Source organism: Methylobacterium sp. OAE515 (assembly GCF_041806315.1).
Lineage (GTDB): Bacteria > Pseudomonadota > Alphaproteobacteria > Rhizobiales > Beijerinckiaceae > Methylobacterium > Methylobacterium tardum.
Window position 1 is genome coordinate 1,026,861 of sequence record NZ_JBGMUV010000001.1, and the last position, 18,328, is coordinate 1,045,188.

The window sequence follows — 18,328 nt, forward strand, 5'->3', positions numbered from 1 at the left end:
CGCGTCAGACCTTGTTGACCGCGGCGCGGCCGAGCAGGCCGTCGGGGCGCAGGGTGAGGGCCAGGATGATCACCGAGAACACCACGAGCTGCGTGTAGGTCGAGCCGAGGGTCGCGGTGACGCCGGCCTCGACGAGGCCGTAGAGCAGCCCCGCCAGGATCACCCCGGTGGCGGAGCCGATGCCGCCGAGGATCGCCACCGCGAAGGCCTTGATGCCGAACAGCGTGCCGAGTTCGGCCGAGACCGAGAACAGCGGCGCGATCAGGAGGCCCGCGATGCCGGCCAGCACCGCCGAGAGCGCGAAGGCGCAGGCCACGGTCCGGCGCACGTCGATCCCCATCAGGCGGGCGGCGTCGGCGTTCTGCGCCACGGCCAGCAGGACGCGGCCGAGATCGGTCTTCCGGAACACCGTGCGGATCGCGAAGGCCAGGGCGATCCCGACCACCGGGATCACGAGCTGCAGCGGGTAGATGCCGGTCCCGAGGATCTCCACCGGCTTGGTCGCGAGCGGGGAGGGGAGGCTGCGCGGCTCCTTGCCGAAGGTGAACAGCACGGTGTTGTCGAGGACGATGCCGCCCGCCACCGTCGCGAGCAGCCACGCATCCGAGCCGCGCGCCACGAACGGGCGGACCAGCGCCCGCTCGACCACGAGGCCGAACAGGGCGCAGCCAATGAGCGCCAGGACGATCGCGGCCGGCATCGGCCAGCCGAGGGTGACGCCGAGCGCGTAGGCCAGGACCGCCCCCAGGGTGACGACGCTTCCTTGCGCGAAGTTCACGGTCCCCGACACCGCGTAGGTCACGTGGAAGCCCAGGGCGACGAGCCCGTACATGCTGCCGAGGCCGAGGCCGCTGACGAGGATGGAGGTCAGCATCGCCGGGCTCAGTTGGTCACCGCGACGATCTCACCGTCCTTGAAGCGGGTGAACACGTAATCGTTCGGTCCCAGGGCATCGTGCTGGCCGGGGGCGAAGGGCGTGGTGTAGGTTTTGATCAGGCCCGGATAGGTGCCGATCTTGTAGAAGCCGTCGCGCACCTTCGGGCCCTCGGTGGAGCCGGCGGCCTGGATGGCGAGCGCCAGCAGGTGTGTCGCATCGTAGGCGTTGGCGATGCCGACGGCGGGGGTGACGTCGGCCATCGACTTGATCGCCGGGTACTTGGCCTTGAGCGCGTCGAGCACCGCGCCCGCCTTCGGCGACGCGTTGCCCGCGAAGGTGAAGGTCTGGATGAAGTGGACCTTGCCGGCGCTCGGGCCGGCGAGCTCGTCGAAGCGCCCTCCCGCCGGGCCCCAGTGCGAGACGACCGGCACCGACCAGCCCATCCGGTCGAGGGACTTCACCACCTGGGCCGAGGGGCCGACATTGCCGACCAGGAACAGCGCGTCGGCCCCGGCCTCCTTCAGCCGGGACAGCTGGGGCACCATGTCGACGTCGTTGGCCTCGTACTTCTCGATGCCCGCCGCCGGGAGGTTGGCCGCCTGCAGGGCGTCCTTGAGGCCCTTCTGGTTCGACTCGCCCCAGGCGTTGTTGACGAGGATCATCCCGGGCTTCTTTGCCCCGTAGGTCTTCACCGCGTAGGCGACCAGCGCCTCGTCGACGAGGGCGTCGACCGCGGAGACCCGGAAGGCGTAATTGTCGGCCGCGCCGTTGCGGGTGATGCCGGTGCCGGCCGCCCAGGGGCCGATGAACGGCACCTTCATCTGGTTGGCGATCGGCACGATCGCCATCGAGACCGGCGTGTCGAGGCCGCCGACCACCGCGACGACGCCGACCCGCTGGATCAGCTCGCGGGTCGCCAGCACGCCCTTGGACGGGTTGGCCTCGTCGTCGCGGGCCACGAGTTCGAGGGGGCGCCCGAGGACGCCGCCCTTGGCGTTGATCTCGTCGATGGCGAGACTCATCCCACGGGAGATCGCCTCGCCGGACTTGGCGGACTGGCCGCTCAGGGCGGTCACGAGGCCGATCTTGACGGTGTCGGCCGCCTGCGCGGTCGAGACGGCGAGGCCGAGCAGGGCGCTCGTCGTCACCGCGATACGGCGCAGGGTCGGGGGCAGGAAGGAGGCCATGGCGTGTCTCCGAGGGCGGGGCGCAGCCTGCCGAGCGCAACCTCCATGCCACCGGGAATTGGTCGATTCGGCAGCTGCACGGACCGACGATTGTATCCCTGCAGGCATTCTGTGCTCAATCCAGCGCCAAAGTGCATACACTTCCTGCATGCACTCTCGTGGGTTTTGCGGCACCTTGGCCCGACAGGAGGCCTGCCATGACCGACGTGAACCACGATGCGGCGACCGCGCGCGACGCCGCCAACGTCACCGCCTATCTCGAAGCCTCGATGGTCCCGGATCCCGAGACGGCCGCGCGCTACATGGCGCCGGGCACCCGGATCGTGTTCACCGGCGCCAGGGTGTTCAACCATCCGTCCGAGGTCACGGCCTTCAATGCCGGGCGCTACGCCTGGGTGAAGAAGCGGATGGAGCGGCTGGACGTGGTGCCGGGCGACGGCGTCACCACGGTCTACAGCCTCGGCACCCTGTACGGCGCGTGGCCGGACGGCACCCCGTTCGAGGGCAACCGCTACGTCGACCGCTTCACCGTGCGCGACGGGCTGATCGTCGGCATGGAGGTCTGGAACGACAGCGCCGAGCGCCTCCTGACCAAGCACGGCCTCACGGCCTGACGCCGCGCGCTCAGGCCCCGCCGCCGGCGACGTAGGGCGCCAGCAGGCGCGCGAGATCGCGCTCGCGCGGGGCCGGGGGCACAATGCGCGCCCGTTCGGCGACCGCGTCGAGGTGGTGATCCATGAGCGCGGCGGCGCGCTCGGCATCGCCCGCGACCAGGGCGGCGACGATATCGCGGTGCTCGCTCACGGCGCAGTCCGAGGAATGCGGCCGGCTGTAGAGGGACAGAATCAGGGCGCAGCGATAGCCGAGTTCCGCGACGTAGCGGGTCAGCACGGCGCTGCCGGTCATCTCGGCGAGCATCAGGTGGAATTCCGTGGCGAGCCGGATCGAGAGCGCCTCTGGCCCGCCCCGGGTGGCCTCCTCGCGGGCGATCTGGTCCAGCAGGCCCTGGCGCTGCTCCGGGCTGAGCTGCCCGGCGAGGCGGCGGACCACGAGCCGCTCCAGGCCGAGGCGCACGTCGAAGGTGTCGCGCGCCTCCTCCCAGCTCGGCGTCGCCACGACGGCGATGCGGTTGCGGCGCAGGTCGACCAGGCCTTCCCCGGCCAGCCGCAGCAGGGCCTGCCGCGCGATGGTGCGGCTGACCCCGAACCGCTCGCCGAGGGCATCCTCGGGCAGGCGGTCTCCGGGGGCCAGGGCCCGTTCCACGATGGCGTGCCGCAGCGCCTGGCAGATCGCGCCCACGCGATCCCCGTCGTCTCGCGCCTTCATCGACGTCCCGGGCTTGGCGCCACCGCCCCTGCGGATTGGTCGGTCATGATCCTCTCGGGGTCGCGATCCGCTCCGGCGGCCCGGACGGATGTCCCGTGCGCTGTCTGCCGAAGCGGACCTCCGGGTGCAACGGTCACGCCAGCCGTTGCGGACAGGCTCGGAGCCCGTCCGCCTTTCCGGCCGACCCTGTCGGGAGCGGACGGGCGCGTCCGGCCGATGGCGCCTGTTCACGGCCGGACGGACGGCGGACGAGCGGGCACCCGGAATGGCCGCCTTCGCCGAACGTTGCGGAGATCCGGAAAGCGCCCTATCGGCGGAGATGATGCCCGGCCGATCCCTGCGCACCGTCAGGTCCGATAGCCTTTTCGGCGAGGTCAGCGCGCGGCTCCCGCTGTTCGAGGCTCTGCCGCCCGACACGCTCCAGCATCTCGCGACGGCGGGTTTCGGCCGCGGCTTCCTGACAGCCTCCCTGCGGGCCCGTCTGCGCAAGGCCGGGTACCGGGATCTCGCTCATCTGGCCCAGTCGTCGCCGGAGGCGATCAGCGGGATCAGGAAGTTCGGTCCGGTCCGCGTCGCGGCGGTTCGGACGTTCATCCTCAACGAGATCGCCCGATGGCTGCCGGGCGCACGCGATGTGCACACGGAGGGGGCCACCGGAGCGCGGAGACTCGGACGGCTGCGGGAGATGCCGGTCGATCGTCTGCCGCTGAGCGCCGCCGCCATCGCCGCGCTCGGCTTGTCGGGCGGGACCTGTGCGGATATCGCCGACCGGTCACGCCGCGACCTCCTCGGCACAGGCGTCGTGATGTCCGGCGATGTGGATCGCCTCGTCACGACGCTCGCCCGCTTCCTGGCCGTGGACGGTGCACCTGCTCCGCGCGCCGCGGACGCGACGATGGACGCGCCCGCGACCGAAGCCGAGGTCGTCGCGGCGCGCCGTGCCGCTCTGCGCGCGCAGCAGGATCGCGAGTGGGATGAGGCCGCCCCGGCCGAAGATCGGCGTCAGGATGGCACGTCCCGCACGGCCTGAAAGCGCACCCGCGCCATCCCCGCAGGACCGGATCAAAGTCCGCGGAGGCGGGCCGACCCAGAGCATGCTACGGTGTAGTCGGGGAGGATGAGCGATGCGACGGCGGTACGCCGCGCCCGCTGCTGCGCTGGCCGTCATCATCGCCGCTGCAGCCGGCGCGATCCTCGTGCATGTCCTGCTCGGGCTGTTCGAGCTCAAGCTCGCCATCGCCGAGACGAGCACCGAGGATCGTCAGGCCGCCACGGCCCTGATTGGATTGTTCTCCGCCGAGCATCCGCGCGTGCGGATCAGGACCGTCCTGGCACCGGATCGGTCGGGCACTGCGGCGGCCCTGGACAGGGGTGAGGCCCAGCTCGCCCTCGTGCGCGCCGATGCCGCTCCGCAGGACGGACAGACGCTCGTCATCACCCGTCGCGACGCTGTGGTGTTCGTCGCGCCCGGTGGCAGCCACGTCGACAGCATCGCCAAGCTGCGCGGAGAAACGGTGGCGCTCCTGGATGGGCGTAAGCTCGACCCGCACCTGCTCGACCGCATCCTGACGCATTACGGCGTCCCGCCCGAGAGCGTGCGCCGCGCGGTGCTGCGTATGGATCAGCTGACCGACGCAGCACGGCACCATCGCATCGGCGCGGTTTTCGTCGTCGCGCCCGTCGCCGGCAAGGTGTGGCTGCCGCTCTACACGGCCCTGCGCAAGGGCTCCGGTGCGCCGCGGACCTTCGAGGTCGACGAGGCGGCCGCGCTTGCCCGTGAGCACCCGGTCCTGAGCACGATCGACCTGCCCAAAGGCGCATTCGTGGGCTCGATCCCGGCGCCCAGTGACGACATCACGACCCTGTCGGTCAGTCACCGGCTCGTCGCGCGCAGCAGAATGCCGGATTGGCTCGCCGGCGAGATCACGCGGGAGGTCCTGACCGGCAAGCCGAAGCTCGTCGCCATGGACGATGACCTCAGCGGGATCGAGGCGCCGGACACGGACGACAAGGCCCAGGCGCTGCCGATCCATCCGGGCGCGGCCGCCTACCTGTCGGGCAACCTGCCGAGCTTGTCCGACCAAGCCCAGAGCGTGGCCTATTGGCTCGGACTGGTGGCGAGCGCGATCGCCTCGTTGAGCGCGACCGGCATGGCATTGCATCACCGCTATCGGCCGCCGCGACCGCCGACGCGGGTCATGCGCCTCCTGGAGATCTGGTTGGCCGTGCGCACGGCCGACGCGGCGGAATTGGCCGGTCTGGAGGCGGAGACGGACGCGATCGTGGAGGCCGTCGTCCGGGAGGAGGCGCACGGGCGCACGGAGACCATCGAGATGCGGCTCGTCGCGCTCCTCGCCACCCATGTGCACGAGGCGCTGCGCCGTCGGGCCGGGCGTGCCGTCGCGGGCGGCCCTCATCCCGTCCCGTGACAGAGGCCAGGACCCGCTGGCCTGGCTGGTGGGCGCGACCGGCGCCGTGTCCGGTGCTCGGCGGGACAGGGCGTCGAACCCGTCCCGGCCGGTGATCGCGGCGAACGGGCGAACCACGGGCCGGGCCTGCTGGTCCACATCGCACGTGGCGAGCGCGATATTGATGCCGACTTGCAGGCTTGATGACGATCCGTCCCGAATGCGGAACAGCTCGACGCTTCACCCTGTATACGATCGATCCGAATGACGGTGGTCCGGGGTTCGCGGGCGTCGGCCGGCCGGTACGCGTGACCGATCCCGTGAGGCTCTCTCTGGAGACGCTGGCGGCGTGGGGACACCTTTCGGTGCGGGGTCCTTTGGGGGATGGTGGGCAGCATGAGTAGCGCGGTCGTCGTCGGCGCCTCGGGCGGGATCGGCCGCGCCCTCGTCGCGGCGCTCGCGGCAGGCGGTATGAACGAGCCCGTGTTCGCTCTGTCGCGCGCGCAGCTGTCCCAACCCGAACCTGTGCGATCCCTGTCCGTCGACCTCACGGACGAGGCTTCCATCGCGGCTGCGGCCCAGGCGGTCGGAGCGGCGGGACCGGTCGGGCTGGTCCTCGTCGCCAGCGGCTTGCTGCACGGGCCGGATATCGCGCCGGAGAAGGCGATCCGCGCCCTGGATCCGGCCGCGATGACCCGGGTGTTCGCCGTCAACGCGATCGGCCCCGCGCTGGTGGCCAAGCATTTCCTGCCGCTGATGCCGCGTGCCGAACGCAGTGTGTTCGCGGCTCTCTCGGCACGCGTCGGCTCGATCGGCGACAACCGCCTGGGTGGATGGTACGCTTACCGGGCGTCGAAGGCGGCGCTGAACCAGATCCTCCGCACCCTCGCCGTCGAATCGGCGCGCAGCCACCCGGGGTTGATCGTCGTCGGTCTCCATCCCGGAACCGTGCGGACGGCGTTGTCCCACCCGTTTCGCCCGCAGCCTGGAGCGCCCGGCGTGTTCACGCCCGACGCGAGTGCGGCCCATCTGCTGCGGGTCGTGTCCGGGCTGCAGAGCCGGGATTCCGGTCAGATCTTCGCGTGGGACGGGCAGCCGATCCCGCCGTGATGCGAGCCCGGTATCGTCATTCTCCGGATGGTAGATCTTCAAATCCCGGTCGGGCGGAGATGATGCCGAGGATGCCGGCTTCTTTGAGGATCGGCGAGTCCTGCGCAACGGGGCGCGTCCTGCGGCCGGATCGACGGGAGTCGCTCCTCGACGAAGAGACCGTCGGGAGCGGCCCTGCATGCGCCTCTCAGCGCATCACGCGATGGCGGGCCGGTCTCCGGTCCCGCGTGGCGTGGGCCGCGTCAGAACCGATGATGATGACCGCGCCCGTGCAGGCCCGGGACGAAGCGTCGGTGATGATGGCGCCCATGCCAGGACCGCCGACCGCGATGCTCGAAGCGGGCGAGGGTGACCGGAATATCGACCGTTCCCAGACCGGTTCCAGGGACGGGGGCGGCCGAGGCGGGAGCACAGGCGAGGCTCGCGCTGCCGAGGAACAAGCCGACGCCCAAGGTGATGATGGTCCGCAAGGTCACTCTCCCGTTGATCGCCGCGCCCCACCGGCGCGCGATACAGAGCTAGCACCTTGATAAAATTCCGAAATACCTTAGTCGTTCGCGCGATTAAATCGAAACATCAATACTCTATATCATAATTCTTGTAGGATGAGCTGTCCGCAGAAGCGCGATGCGCGCATCATCATTCTATGGGTTCACGCGTCTCGCCTCACGACAGCGGCCCCCCGGACCGCGCCGGGCTCTGGGAGGCGCAAGCCCGCTCGGCACGGCCGCGATTGCCGGCCGCGGGCCTTCAAACCCCCTGGCTCTGGCCGAAAGCCTTGAGCGAGACGCCCGCGACCTCCCGCAACGCGTCGCGGTCGGCCCCGGAGGAGGCCAGGACGCCCATGCCCGACGCGATTGTCGACAGGAAGCGCGCCAGCGCCGCCGGGTCGGCATCCTCCGCGAGATCGCCCTCCTGCTTCGCCTGAACGAACCGGTCGCGGAGTTCCGTCTCCGTCTGCGCGCGCCGGGACGCGAGCTCGAAGGGGATGTTCTCCGAGCCGGCCCCGCAGGCGAGCCCGCCCTGGACCAGGAGGCAACCGGGCGGGTTGGCCGGATCGGTATGGCTCTCCGCGATGCTGCTCAGGAAGCGCTCCGCCACGTCGCGGGCGGTCGTGCCGGCAAGCACGTAGCCCATATGGGCGGACCGCCGCTCCGCGTAGCGGTCGAGGGCGGCCTTGAGCAGACCTTCCTTGCTGCCGAAGGCCGCGTAGAGGCTCGGCGGCTTGATGCCCATCGCTTTCGTCAGCATGGCGAGGCTCGCGCCGTCGTACCCGTGGCGCCAGAACACCTCCATCGCGTCGTCGAGGGCCTTGTCCGTGTCGAACGACCGGGGCCGACCCATCACCATTGTCCGCGAACTCCAACTTTTGTATCGAGTGGTAGATAAGTCACTTGACGCCTCGCGTCCATGCCGACATGTGTAGCGCCCTGTACAGATGTCGGGGGCAGCCTTGGAATCGCAGCGCCATTCTCCGTCGGACCGTTCCCGCCTCCGGCGCCTCGTCGGCGGCGGCCTCGCCCTCGCGGCGGCGGGGGCGTCCTACCACCTGATCCCGCTCTGGCCGATATCCGGAACGCAGGCGGTCGCCGGCACGCCGCCGGCCGAGCAGGCGATGCCGGCCTCGGTCGCGACCCTCGAACCGCGGGAGGCCATCCTCTGGGACGAGTTCTCGGGGCGTCTGGAGGCCGTCGACCGCATCGACGTGCGCGCCCGCGTCGGCGGTGCGGTTCAGGCCACGCATTTCGCCGAGGGCGAACTGGTGAAGGCCGGCGACCTGCTGGTGACCATCGATCCGGCCCCCTACGCGGCGGAGGTCCAGCGCCTGGAAGCCCAGGTGGCGGGTGCCGAGGCGCGCGTCGCGATGACGTCGAGCGACCTCGAGCGCGGACAGAGACTGTCGGACCAGCACATCGTCACGGCGCGCGACCTCGACGTCCGGGCCAACGCCTTCAAGGAGGCGAAAGCCAGCCTGGACGCCGCGAAGGCCGCGCTGGAGGCGGCGCGCCTGAACCTCGGCTACACCCAGGTTCGCGCGGCCGTGAGCGGCCGCGTCGGACGGCGTGAGATCACGCCGGGCAACCTCGTGGCGACCGGCGCGGGGGCCCCCGTGCTCACCACGCTGGTCTCGGTCGATCCCGTCTATGCCAGCTTCGATGCGGACGAGGGGGGCGTCCTGAAGGCGCTCGCCTCGATCGCCGAGCCGGCGGGCGGACGCGGCAAGCTCGACCGCATCCCCGTGGAGATGGCGACCGCCGACGGCACACAGGCCAAGGGGCATCTGCAGTTCATCGACAACAAGGTCGATGCCCGCAGCGGCACGATCCGCGTGCGTGCGACCTTCGCCAACGGCGACGGCCGCCTGATCCCCGGCCAGTTCGCGCGCATGCGGCTCGGTCAGGCTGCCCCCGGACGGCTTCTGCTCGTCGACGAGCGGGCCGTCGGCACCGATCAGGACAAGAAGTTTGTGCTCGTGGTGGGGGCGGACAATCGGGCCGCGTTCCGGGTCGTCACCCTCGGCCGGGCCGTCGAGGGCCTGCGCGTCGTGACCTCCGGTCTGGCGGGTGGTGAGCGCATCGTGGTCAACGGGCTGCAGCGCATCCGTCCCGGCACCCTCGTGCAGCCCGAACCCGTCGCGATGGGCGGCCGGCCGCAGGACGCCGCCTCCGGCACGCGTCAGCTCGCCCAGCGCTGACGGGGCGCCACGGCCCCACCTCGCCTTCTCACCGGACGCACTGATCCGGCGGCCCGCGCGGCCGCCCGGTCCCGCTCTGGCCTCTCGCCCCCGGAGGGCGGCATGAACCTCTCCAAGTTCTTCATCGACCGCCCGATCTTCGCGGGCGTGCTCTCGACGCTCATCTTCATCGGCGGCCTGCTCTCGCTCTTCGCGATGCCGATCTCCGAGTACCCGGACGTGGTGCCCCCGTCCGTCGTGGTCCGCGCGACCTTCCCGGGCGCCAATCCCAAGGTGATCGTCGAGACCGTGGCGACGCCCATCGAGGAGCAGATCAACGGCGTCGAGGGCATGCTCTACATGTCGAGCCAGGCCACGACGGACGGCATCATGACGCTGACCGTCACCTTCCGGCTGGGCACCGACCCCGACAAGGCCCAGCAGCTCGTCCAGAACCGCGTCTCGCAGGCCGAGCCGCGGCTGCCGGCGGTGGTGCGCCAGCTCGGCATCGTCACCGTGAAGAGCTCTCCCGACCTGACCATGGTCGTGCATCTCGTATCGCCGAACGGCCGCTACGACATGACCTACCTGCGCAACTACGCGGTGCTGAACATCAAGGACCGCCTGGCCCGCCTCGACGGCGTCGGTCAGGTCCAGCTCTTCGGCTCCGGCGACTACGCGATGCGGATCTGGCTCGACCCGCAGAAGGTCGCCGAGCACGGCCTGTCCGCCGGCGACGTCGTGCGCGAGATCCAGGCCCAGAACGTCGAGGCCGCGGCCGGCGTCATCGGCGCGTCGCCGGCCGTGCCGGGGCTCGACCTGCAGCTCTCGCTCAACGCGGAGGGCCGCCTGAGCAGCGAGGAGCAGTTCGGCGACATCGTGGTCAAGACCGGCACCGACGGCGCGATCACCCGGCTGCGCGACGTCGCGCGGATTGAGCTCGGCGCCTCCGACTACGCCCTGCGCTCGCTTCTCGACAACAAGTCGGCGGTGGCGATCCCGATCTCCCAGTCGCCCGGCTCGAACGCGATCCAGATCTCGGACGAGGTCCGCCGGACCATGGCGGAGATCAAGCAGACCATGCCGGAGGGGGTCGATTACCAGATCGTCTACGATCCGACGCAGTTCGTGCGCGCCTCCATCGAGGCGGTGATCCACACGCTGCTGGAGGCCATCGCCCTCGTCGTGCTGGTGGTGATCCTGTTCCTGCAGACGTGGCGGGCCTCGATCATCCCGCTGCTCGCCGTGCCGGTCTCCATCGTCGGCACCTTCGCGGTGATGCATGTCTTCGGCTTCTCGATCAACGCGCTGAGTCTGTTCGGCCTGGTGCTGGCCATCGGCATCGTGGTCGACGACGCGATCGTGGTCGTCGAGAATGTCGAGCGGAACATCGAGAGCGGGTTGTCCCCTCGGGAGGCCAGCTACCAGGCCATGCGCGAGGTCTCGGGCCCGATCATCGCCATCGCGCTGGTGCTCGTCGCCGTCTTCGTCCCCCTGGCCTTCATCAGCGGCCTGACGGGCCAGTTCTACAAGCAGTTCGCCCTGACCATCGCGATCTCGACGGTGATTTCGGCGGTCAATTCCCTGACGCTCTCGCCGGCCCTCTCGGCCCTTCTGCTGAAGGATCACCACGCCCCGAAGGATCGCCTGACCCGCATCCTGGACAGCTTGCTGGGATGGTTCTTCCGCCGGTTCAACCGGGCTTTCGGGCAGGCCGCGCACGGGTACGGACGCGGCGTCGGCTTCGCCGTGTCGCGCAAGGCGACGATGATGGTCGTCTACCTCCTGCTCGTCGGCGTGACCGCGCTTCTGTTCCGCCAGATCCCGGGCGGCTTCGTGCCGGGGCAGGACAAGCAGTACCTCGTCGGCTTCGCGCAGCTGCCCGACGGCGCCACCCTCGACCGGACCGAGGAGGTGATCCGCCGCATGAGCGAGATCGCGCTCAAGGAGCCGGGCGTCGAGAGCGCGGTCGCCTTCCCGGGCCTCTCGATCAACGGCTTCACCAACAGCTCCAACTCGGGGATCGTGTTCTCGACCCTGAAGTCGTTCGACGAGCGCAAGGATCCGTCGCTGAACGGGGCGGCCATCGCCCAGTCGCTGAACAGGAAATACGCGGCCATTCCCGAAGCCTTCATCGCGATGTTCCCGCCGCCGCCCGTCAACGGCCTCGGGACCATCGGCGGCTTCAAGCTGCAGATCGAGGACCGGGCCGGCCTCGGCTACGAGGCGCTGAACGACGCCACCAAGGCGTTCATGGCCAAGGCCGCCCAGGCGCCGGAACTCGTCGGTCTGTTCTCCAGCTTCCAGATGAACGTGCCGCAGCTCTTCGCCGACGTCGACCGGACGAAGGCCCGCCAGCTCGGCATCCCGGTGACCGACATCTTCGACACGCTGCAGATCTATCTCGGCTCGCTCTACGTGAACGACTTCAACAAGTTCGGCCGGACCTATTCGGTGCGCGTCCAGGCCGACGCGCCCTTCCGGGCGCGCTCGGACGATGTCGGGTCGCTGAAGGTCCGGACCGGCTCCGGCGAGATGGTGCCGCTCTCGGCCCTGCTGCACGTCCGTCAGATCGCCGGCCCCGAGCGGGCCATGCGCTACAACGGCTTCCTGTCGGCCGACATCAACGCGGGCGCGGCCCCCGGCTACTCGTCGGGGCAGGCCCAGGCCGCGGCGACGCGCATTGCGGCCGAGACGCTGCCGCGGGGCTTCGCCTTCGAGTGGACGGACCTGACCTACCAGGAGTTCATCGCGGGCAATTCCGGGATCTGGGTCTTCCCGCTGGCGCTGCTCCTGGTCTTCCTCGTGCTGGCCGCGCAGTACGAGAGCCTCACCCTTCCGCTGGCGATCCTGCTGATCGTGCCGATGGGCCTGCTCGCCGCCATGTTCGGCGTGTGGCTGTCGGCGGGCGACAACAATGTGTTCACGCAGATCGGCCTGATCGTGCTGGTCGGCCTCTCGGCCAAGAACGCCATCCTGATCGTGGAATTCGCGCGCGAGCTGGAGTTTGCCGGCCGCACGCCGCTCCAGGCGGCCATCGAGGCGAGCCGTCTCCGGCTGCGCCCGATCCTGATGACATCCATGGCCTTCATCATGGGCGTCCTGCCGCTGGTGACCGCGACCGGGGCCGGATCGGAGATGCGGCGCGCCATGGGCGTTGCCGTGTTCTCGGGCATGATCGGCGTGACCGCGTTCGGCTTGTTCCTGACGCCGGTCTTCTACGTCCTGCTCCGTCGCTTGAGCGGCAACAGGCCGCTCAAGCAGCATGGCCACGAGACGGCGGTGTCACACGACAGCGGCATCGCGGAGCCGGTCTAGTCGAGGCCGGGGCAACCGGGCGGATCGGACAGGGCGACGAGCCGATATGTGCGGCCGTGCCGGCCGTCGCGGCGGATCCGCGGCTGACGGCGCGCGGGCCGACTCCGCTCTGGGACACGACGATTCGGCAGCGTGTCGTCGCCCAGCCCGCTGGCCGCGGACGGGAAAGATTGTCATCCTCGATTTCACGGCCAACACGAATTTAAGTTCGGTGTTGGTATTGAAAAATGATTTAGCTTTCTATTGATCGCCGTCAATACTGAAGCAACATTGTGTCGACGGACGGAATCTTCCGCTCGCCACTCGTCAGGAGGGTCCCGGTGCCGAATCACGACCGCCGGTAAGTCGGTCTGACGACACAGGACCCACCCCGCACCGTTCACCCGACGCGGGACGGACATGTTGCAGAAGTCGCCTCGGCTCACCGGGCGCGTGGGATCATCCAAGACATTCCCCGCTTCGACGCTCAGATCAACACGCGCAGCCATCCAGGAGCGAACCAAGATGAAGATTACGCCCGTCACAATCCTGATGTGTGCGCTGCTGACAGGCCCGGCGTTTGCGCAGGGCAATTCGCCGTACAACCGCTCCGGCTCACAGGCGGGCGGGCCCCTCGGTGGACAGGAGCGCGGGCTGGGCGCATCGGGCGGCACGCCCGCGGTCGATCTCGCCCCACCGCCACAGGCGGCGGCGCGGCCGAAAAGCCGAGCGAAGGCGCGGACGCATGTTCGACGTCGGCACGGCTTGTAGGCACCGTCTGCACGTTGCCGACACGGCCGCAGATCAAAGCGTGATAACGGCCGGCGCCTGAGAACTGAGCTTCGTCGCCGGGCGCAGCGCTATGGATCGATCCTTCCGGGCCGCGAGCGTCCGTGCCGGAACCGGAACGGCCCTCGTTCCCTCGACGGGATCTGACGGCGTCCGCGAACAGCGCGGGCGCCGGCATCATGGTCGGACGCTGCGGAAGGCGGGCGCGACCACAGAGGCCGCACCGTCCCGTCCGCTCAGCAGCCGGCCGGTCTTCGGGGCTTTCAGAGGATCGACCTGTCGCCCCTGCGAAACGATCCGCGTCGCAACCCTGCAGCGTGTCTTGAAACAAGGCGCTGCCCGCACCGCGCATGGGCGCATGTTCTTTCTCGCTGTCGTTCGCAAAACGAAAATAAAACTCATTGACCGCGCTAAGAACCGGCTTGTAATTTGCGTGCAGAATCCACGACAGGGTCCGCGGGATCATTCGACGTGCTCATACACCTGTGCATCGATCCTCTTGATTCTTACGCGGAGCGCGAAGTCTTGGTCGATTTCGAGACGACGGGTTCATCATACCATCTGACTGCGGCGATCGATCGCGACGGCCAAGACATCTTGTCCGAACTGACAGAGGCGCAACGCAAAGACATCCAGAACGAGCTGATCGAGGCCTGCGGCCTCGGCCTGGGCGCGGTCCACCCCACCTCGCGCGGGCGCATGGAGCAGGGAGCGGTTTTCTCTGATGTTCGGCAATTATGAGTACGAGCGGGCGCTGAACAGCGACGATCATCAGATCGACTTCCGGCGTAGTCGGATGCATCTCTATCTGAACGTGATGCTGCTCATCTTCATTTTCTCGGGTCTGATTTTTCACCAGTTGCTGGGGCGGTGAGGTTCGCCGACGGATCCGAGCGCTGGACAGCTGAGCCCGTGCGCTGCGCGGATCGTCGTGGTCTCCCGTCTCGGCTTCCCGTCTCGGCCTCCCGTCTCGGCGACGCCGTCGAAAGCCTCTCGGCCATCTGACGGCGCCGCACGCATGGGCCGTCGACACGCACGACGGCGCGCTCGGAACGCGCGTCGGAGGGTGCCTTCCCCGGTGGGCGACCCGGCCCTCCGACCGTTGGCGGCAGGACAGCGCGACGTCGCGATCGTCGACAGAACACCGATCGTGGCCGGCCTCTCTCGCTGGCAGCCGATCCGGAACCTGGGCCACCCGGTAGCCGCGGCGTGATCGCGCGCGCGTGCCAGGAATCGTTAACCCTGCCGCCGTAGCCCTGGAGCTTCGGGACGAGCGCGGGTGCGATGCCGAGACTGGGCTACATGATCGTCGACGGACTGGCCTTCGTGCTGGTCGCGGTGGGCCTGACCGCCGTGGTCGTGGGCTACGAGCGCAATCTGCCGGATCCGGCCGCCCAGGTCGCCCAGGGCGCTGCGCGCGCGCCGGACTGGATGGATCCCGAGACCACCGGAGCGATCACGCCCAAGGTATCGGCGGTCGACGCGGCGCGCGCGGGAGCCGGTTCGAAGCGCGAGGCGAAGAGCCAATCCCCGGACGCGGAGAGCGGGGTCTGGGTCGACCCGCCGCGCCGCTGGCGGGCCGATGAGCGCAGGTGAGTCCGTCACAGGGCGGGCGTGAGGCCGCCAGATCAGGCTGAGCCCTCCCTGAGCCCTCATGCCGCGCCCCGGTGCCAAACCGGGCCGGCGCCTCCCATCTCTGCTCCAGTGGGGGCAGAGCCGATCGGGAGAGCACTATGAGACAGCATGCAACGCGCGCTGCGCTTGCGGCCCTGATGATCCTGGGCGCGTCGGGCGCCGTGCTGGCACGCGGCAGCGGCGGCGGAGACAGCGGAAGCGGGTTGAATCCCTATTCCGAACTCAGCGGTAATGGCCGCACTGGCGGGGTGAACAGCGGCAACTATTCGCCGCCCGAATACAACACCTATTTGCGGGCCTATGGACCGTACGGCCCTCAAGGCCGGCCTGTGAGGGAGCGCTACCGTCCAGCGCCGCGGCCGTACTACGGCTACCCCTACTGAAGGGCGGCACTGCGGCTGGCGCTTCCGGTCAGCGCCAGCCTGTCCGGCCCGGCCGATCCGCGCCGCGTTTTTGAGGCCGGGATCGCCCGCCCGGACGGATGTCCCGACCGTGCCGGTCCCGCGCTCGCTGGTCAGACATGCGCTGGACGCTCTGGTATACCAAGTGCACGCGCCGTATGGTCGCGCTTCCTCCCAAGAACGCCTTCAGCCCGCCCGGTCCGCCGGTGCGGGTTTTTTCGTGCTGCTTTCGAGTGGCTCCTCGGCTCAGTGCAGCCGCAGCGCCTGAAGCGCCTTGCGGACGAGGCGCTCGGCGCAGGGCTTGCTGATGAAGTGGGCGGCTTCGGGCAGTGTCGCGGCCTCCAGCGGGTCGCACCCCGAGCAGACGATGATCCGGGTTTCGGGCCAGCGCGCGCGAACGGCGTGCGCCAGATCACAGCCATCCATCACGCCTGGCATGTTGATGTCGGTGTAGAGCAGCGTGGCGCCGCCACAGGCCTCCAGGTGCTGCAGGGCCCCGTAGGCATGCTCGGCTTCCAGCACCTCGAAGCCGAGCGCCGACAGCATGTCGGCTGCAGCCATGCGGATGACGGCTTCATCATCGGCGATAACGGCGAGGGGGCGAGATCCTGACATGGATCAGAAATGCGTCCCTCCGTCGCGCGTTTCAGCGTGGCCGTAGAATTTTTGCCGTCCGCGCCGCCGGCAGCCGCTGCCTGGGACGGCTCTGGACCTGTCGGCCGTCACGCCGGGCGGCGGTCCGGCTCGCCGCGGGCGAGGCCGGATTCTCCAGCCGTCCCGGCCGTCCGCCGCCGCCTCCCGGCACGCGCGGATCGGATTGAGCGGTTCCGGCTCAGGGCAGGGTGTGCCTCAATGGGGTTTCGCTTGGCCCCCTGCCGTCCAGCCGTGCGCCTGGACCGCCTTGATGAGCTTGCCCTGCATCTCGGGCGCCACGGCCTGCATCCATTGCTGCATGCCGGCAAGCTGGATCTGGGCGAGCTGCGGCTGGGCGGCCGCGAGGCGTTTGCCGGCCGGCGTGGCGTAGAACGCGGCGATGGCCTGCAGGTCGTCCTTGCCGAGCACCGTGGCGAAGCCGCGGGCCTGGATGTCGAGCAACTCGTCGTAATGCGCCGACAGGGTCGGCATCACGACCTCCTGCACCAGCACCTGGGCCTTGTCGGGCTCCTTGATGCCGATCTGCTGCATCATGCCGACCATGGGCGCGGCCATCGAGCTGAGTGTCGCGGCGCGGTCGCCCTGCATCTGGGCGACCGTCTCCCGGGCGACCTTCAGCAAGGCCGGATCCGGCGCCGCGGCGGGCGCGGGCTTCGGAGCGGGTTGCGCGGTCGCGGCGCATGGCAGCGCAACCCCGAGACACAGGCCGACAAGCCAGGGTGAAAGGCGCATGATCGCTCCAGTTCAAGGCCCGGCGCCGTCCGGCGCTTCGAAGCCGACTAGGACTGCTATCACAGCTCTGAATAGAATCGATGACACCTCAGGATTGAGCAGCGCCGATCGACGATCGGATCGAAGCGGTGATAGGATGCGGATCACCGCACGGGACGCGGGCAAGACTGTCACCCTGGCGGCGTCCGGTGAGGGCGAAGGCTGCCTCGCTCGTCCGGTTCGGGCTGACCCGGTATCCGGCCACCGCGACGCGGTCGGTGCGAGACGGCGGGAGATCGTGATGCGAACCCAGACGATGCGAATCGCAGACGCGTCCGCTGCCGCCCCGAGCGGGCCGCGATCCGCGCGTCCGGCCCTCGCCGTGATGACCGCCTGCGCGGTTCTGGTCGGCTGCGCCGCGGCCGTGCGGGGGCCGACCGCAACCGTCGATCCGGACCTCGTGCGGGTGATCCGCTTCATGGCGCTGATCAAGGGCGGTCTCGCGCTCGCGGCCTTCGCCGGCTGCTTCTGGCGCTTGGCGCGGCCCGCGGCCCTGTGGCGAATGCCGGTCTACGTCGCCGGACCGCCCGTCATGGCGGCCGGCGCCATCGGCTTGTGGTCGCTGCACGATCTCGGGCTCGCGGCCCTGGGCCTCCATCTCGGCCTGTTCGCGGTGCTCGCGGCGGCCCTCACCGATCCGGCTTTTCTGCCCGACCTGTCGCGCCGCCGCTCATCCGGCTCGGCCCTTTGAGGCTTTGGGTGTCGCGGCGGGCGGCCCTCGGTCACGCGGTCGCGCCGCGCGATCCCGCACGGGCGGTGAATCCGGCGGGCAGAGGCGCGGCGGCTTGTCCGGGCGCGTCGTGATCAACGCGGTTGAACCTGCCGCCCGGCGCGCGTAGACGCGCCGGCTCGGATCGCGGAACCAGGAGCCCGGATGGGTGACGATGTGGCCTCTCTCCTCCTCGTCCTCGCCACCGAGAATACCGAGCTGCGTCAGCAGCTCGCCGCCGCGCAGGACATGCTGATGGAGACGGCGATCGATGCCGGGCACCTGCATGCGCGTCTCGAGGCGGTCCAGGCCGAATGCAGGGCGTGGCGGGCGGAAGCGGAACGCCACGCAGCCAGGGAGGCTCGGGTGCCCTGAGAGGGCGCCACGACAGCCGAGACGGGTCATGACGTCGTCGGAGCGCGCGGGCGGATCCGTCGAGACGTTTCCCGGTCCGGACGACGGTCAGCCGAGCGCCCAGAACAACGGCAGC

The 18,328-nt window shown here is 69.6% G+C and carries 18 protein-coding genes; 12 read left to right on the forward strand and 6 right to left on the reverse strand.

Translation table 11 applies throughout. The features are described 5' to 3' along the window. Positions 1-4 precede the first annotated feature (4 nt). Together ABIE45_RS05000 and ABIE45_RS05005 are read right to left on the reverse strand one after the other, a co-directional pair. On the reverse strand, positions 5-874 hold the full coding sequence (locus tag ABIE45_RS05000) for a branched-chain amino acid ABC transporter permease (RefSeq protein ID WP_192709704.1): 870 nt from the start codon (positions 872-874) through the stop codon (positions 5-7). 8 nt (positions 875-882) lie between these two features. Then, entirely contained in the window at positions 883-2,064 is a 1,182-nt protein-coding gene (locus ABIE45_RS05005; RefSeq protein WP_192709703.1) for an ABC transporter substrate-binding protein, read from the reverse strand. Between the two features lie 197 nt (positions 2,065-2,261). On the opposite strand from ABIE45_RS05005, the gene ABIE45_RS05010 reads away from it, so the two are divergent. After that, the gene (locus ABIE45_RS05010) at positions 2,262-2,678 is read left to right on the forward strand and encodes a nuclear transport factor 2 family protein (protein WP_192709702.1); all 417 of its coding nucleotides are present in this window, start codon (positions 2,262-2,264) and stop codon (positions 2,676-2,678) included. Positions 2,679-2,688: 10 nt separating this feature from the next. Here the strand turns inward: ABIE45_RS05010 and ABIE45_RS05015 are convergent, their stop codons facing one another. Beyond that, positions 2,689-3,390, reverse strand: a complete 702-nt coding sequence (locus ABIE45_RS05015) for a GntR family transcriptional regulator (RefSeq protein ID WP_192709701.1) — start codon at positions 3,388-3,390, stop codon at positions 2,689-2,691. 322 nt (positions 3,391-3,712) lie between these two features. On the opposite strand from ABIE45_RS05015, the gene ABIE45_RS05020 reads away from it, so the two are divergent. The 3 genes from ABIE45_RS05020 (at position 3,713) to ABIE45_RS05030 (ending at position 6,908) form a co-directional block, all read left to right on the forward strand. Next, a complete protein-coding gene (locus tag ABIE45_RS05020; protein ID WP_192709700.1) occupies positions 3,713-4,420 on the forward strand; it encodes a hypothetical protein in 708 nt (235 codons plus the stop codon). Positions 4,421-4,514: 94 nt separating this feature from the next. After that, on the forward strand, positions 4,515-5,819 hold the full coding sequence (locus ABIE45_RS05025; protein ID WP_192709699.1) for a TAXI family TRAP transporter solute-binding subunit: 1,305 nt from the start codon (positions 4,515-4,517) through the stop codon (positions 5,817-5,819). Between the two features lie 375 nt (positions 5,820-6,194). After that, entirely contained in the window at positions 6,195-6,908 is a 714-nt protein-coding gene (locus tag ABIE45_RS05030; protein ID WP_192709698.1) for an SDR family NAD(P)-dependent oxidoreductase, read from the forward strand. Positions 6,909-7,658: 750 nt separating this feature from the next. Here ABIE45_RS05030 and ABIE45_RS05035 read toward each other — a convergent pair. Beyond that, entirely contained in the window at positions 7,659-8,258 is a 600-nt protein-coding gene (locus tag ABIE45_RS05035; protein ID WP_192709697.1) for a TetR/AcrR family transcriptional regulator, read from the reverse strand. 88 nt (positions 8,259-8,346) lie between these two features. Between ABIE45_RS05035 and ABIE45_RS05040 the strand changes: the two genes are divergently transcribed. The 6 genes from ABIE45_RS05040 (at position 8,347) to ABIE45_RS05065 (ending at position 15,686) form a co-directional block, all read left to right on the forward strand. Next, positions 8,347-9,603: an efflux RND transporter periplasmic adaptor subunit gene (locus tag ABIE45_RS05040; RefSeq protein ID WP_192709696.1), complete on the forward strand. Its 1,257-nt coding sequence runs from the start codon at positions 8,347-8,349 to the stop codon at positions 9,601-9,603. 102 nt (positions 9,604-9,705) lie between these two features. After that, entirely contained in the window at positions 9,706-12,900 is a 3,195-nt protein-coding gene (locus ABIE45_RS05045; protein WP_192709695.1) for a multidrug efflux RND transporter permease subunit, read from the forward strand. Between the two features lie 1,293 nt (positions 12,901-14,193). Then, positions 14,194-14,409 (forward strand): hypothetical protein, encoded by a 216-nt coding sequence (locus tag ABIE45_RS05050; protein ID WP_192709694.1) that lies wholly within the window; start codon positions 14,194-14,196, stop codon positions 14,407-14,409. After that, positions 14,393-14,542 carry a hypothetical protein gene (locus tag ABIE45_RS05055; protein WP_192709693.1) on the forward strand — a complete coding sequence of 50 codons (150 nt, stop codon included), beginning with the start codon at positions 14,393-14,395 and terminating at the stop codon, positions 14,540-14,542. Before ABIE45_RS05050 ends, ABIE45_RS05055 begins: the two co-directional genes overlap by 17 nt. A gap of 410 nt (positions 14,543-14,952) precedes the next feature. Beyond that, positions 14,953-15,264: a hypothetical protein gene (locus ABIE45_RS05060; RefSeq protein WP_192709788.1), complete on the forward strand. Its 312-nt coding sequence runs from the start codon at positions 14,953-14,955 to the stop codon at positions 15,262-15,264. A 137-nt stretch (positions 15,265-15,401) separates the two neighbouring features. Further along, entirely contained in the window at positions 15,402-15,686 is a 285-nt protein-coding gene (locus ABIE45_RS05065) for a hypothetical protein (protein WP_192709692.1), read from the forward strand. Between the two features lie 264 nt (positions 15,687-15,950). On the opposite strand, the gene ABIE45_RS05070 is transcribed toward ABIE45_RS05065, so the two are convergent. Together ABIE45_RS05070 and ABIE45_RS05075 are read right to left on the reverse strand one after the other, a co-directional pair. Beyond that, the gene (locus ABIE45_RS05070) at positions 15,951-16,319 is read right to left on the reverse strand and encodes a response regulator (protein ID WP_192709691.1); all 369 of its coding nucleotides are present in this window, start codon (positions 16,317-16,319) and stop codon (positions 15,951-15,953) included. A gap of 234 nt (positions 16,320-16,553) precedes the next feature. Then, positions 16,554-17,090 (reverse strand): DUF2059 domain-containing protein, encoded by a 537-nt coding sequence (locus tag ABIE45_RS05075; protein ID WP_192709690.1) that lies wholly within the window; start codon positions 17,088-17,090, stop codon positions 16,554-16,556. Between the two features lie 280 nt (positions 17,091-17,370). Between ABIE45_RS05075 and ABIE45_RS05080 the strand changes: the two genes are divergently transcribed. Beyond that, positions 17,371-17,820 (forward strand): hypothetical protein, encoded by a 450-nt coding sequence (locus tag ABIE45_RS05080; protein WP_192709689.1) that lies wholly within the window; start codon positions 17,371-17,373, stop codon positions 17,818-17,820. 183 nt (positions 17,821-18,003) lie between these two features. Next, positions 18,004-18,213, forward strand: coding sequence for a hypothetical protein (locus ABIE45_RS05085; protein WP_192709688.1), 210 nt, complete (start codon positions 18,004-18,006; stop codon positions 18,211-18,213). Positions 18,214-18,328: the final 115 nt, after the last annotated feature.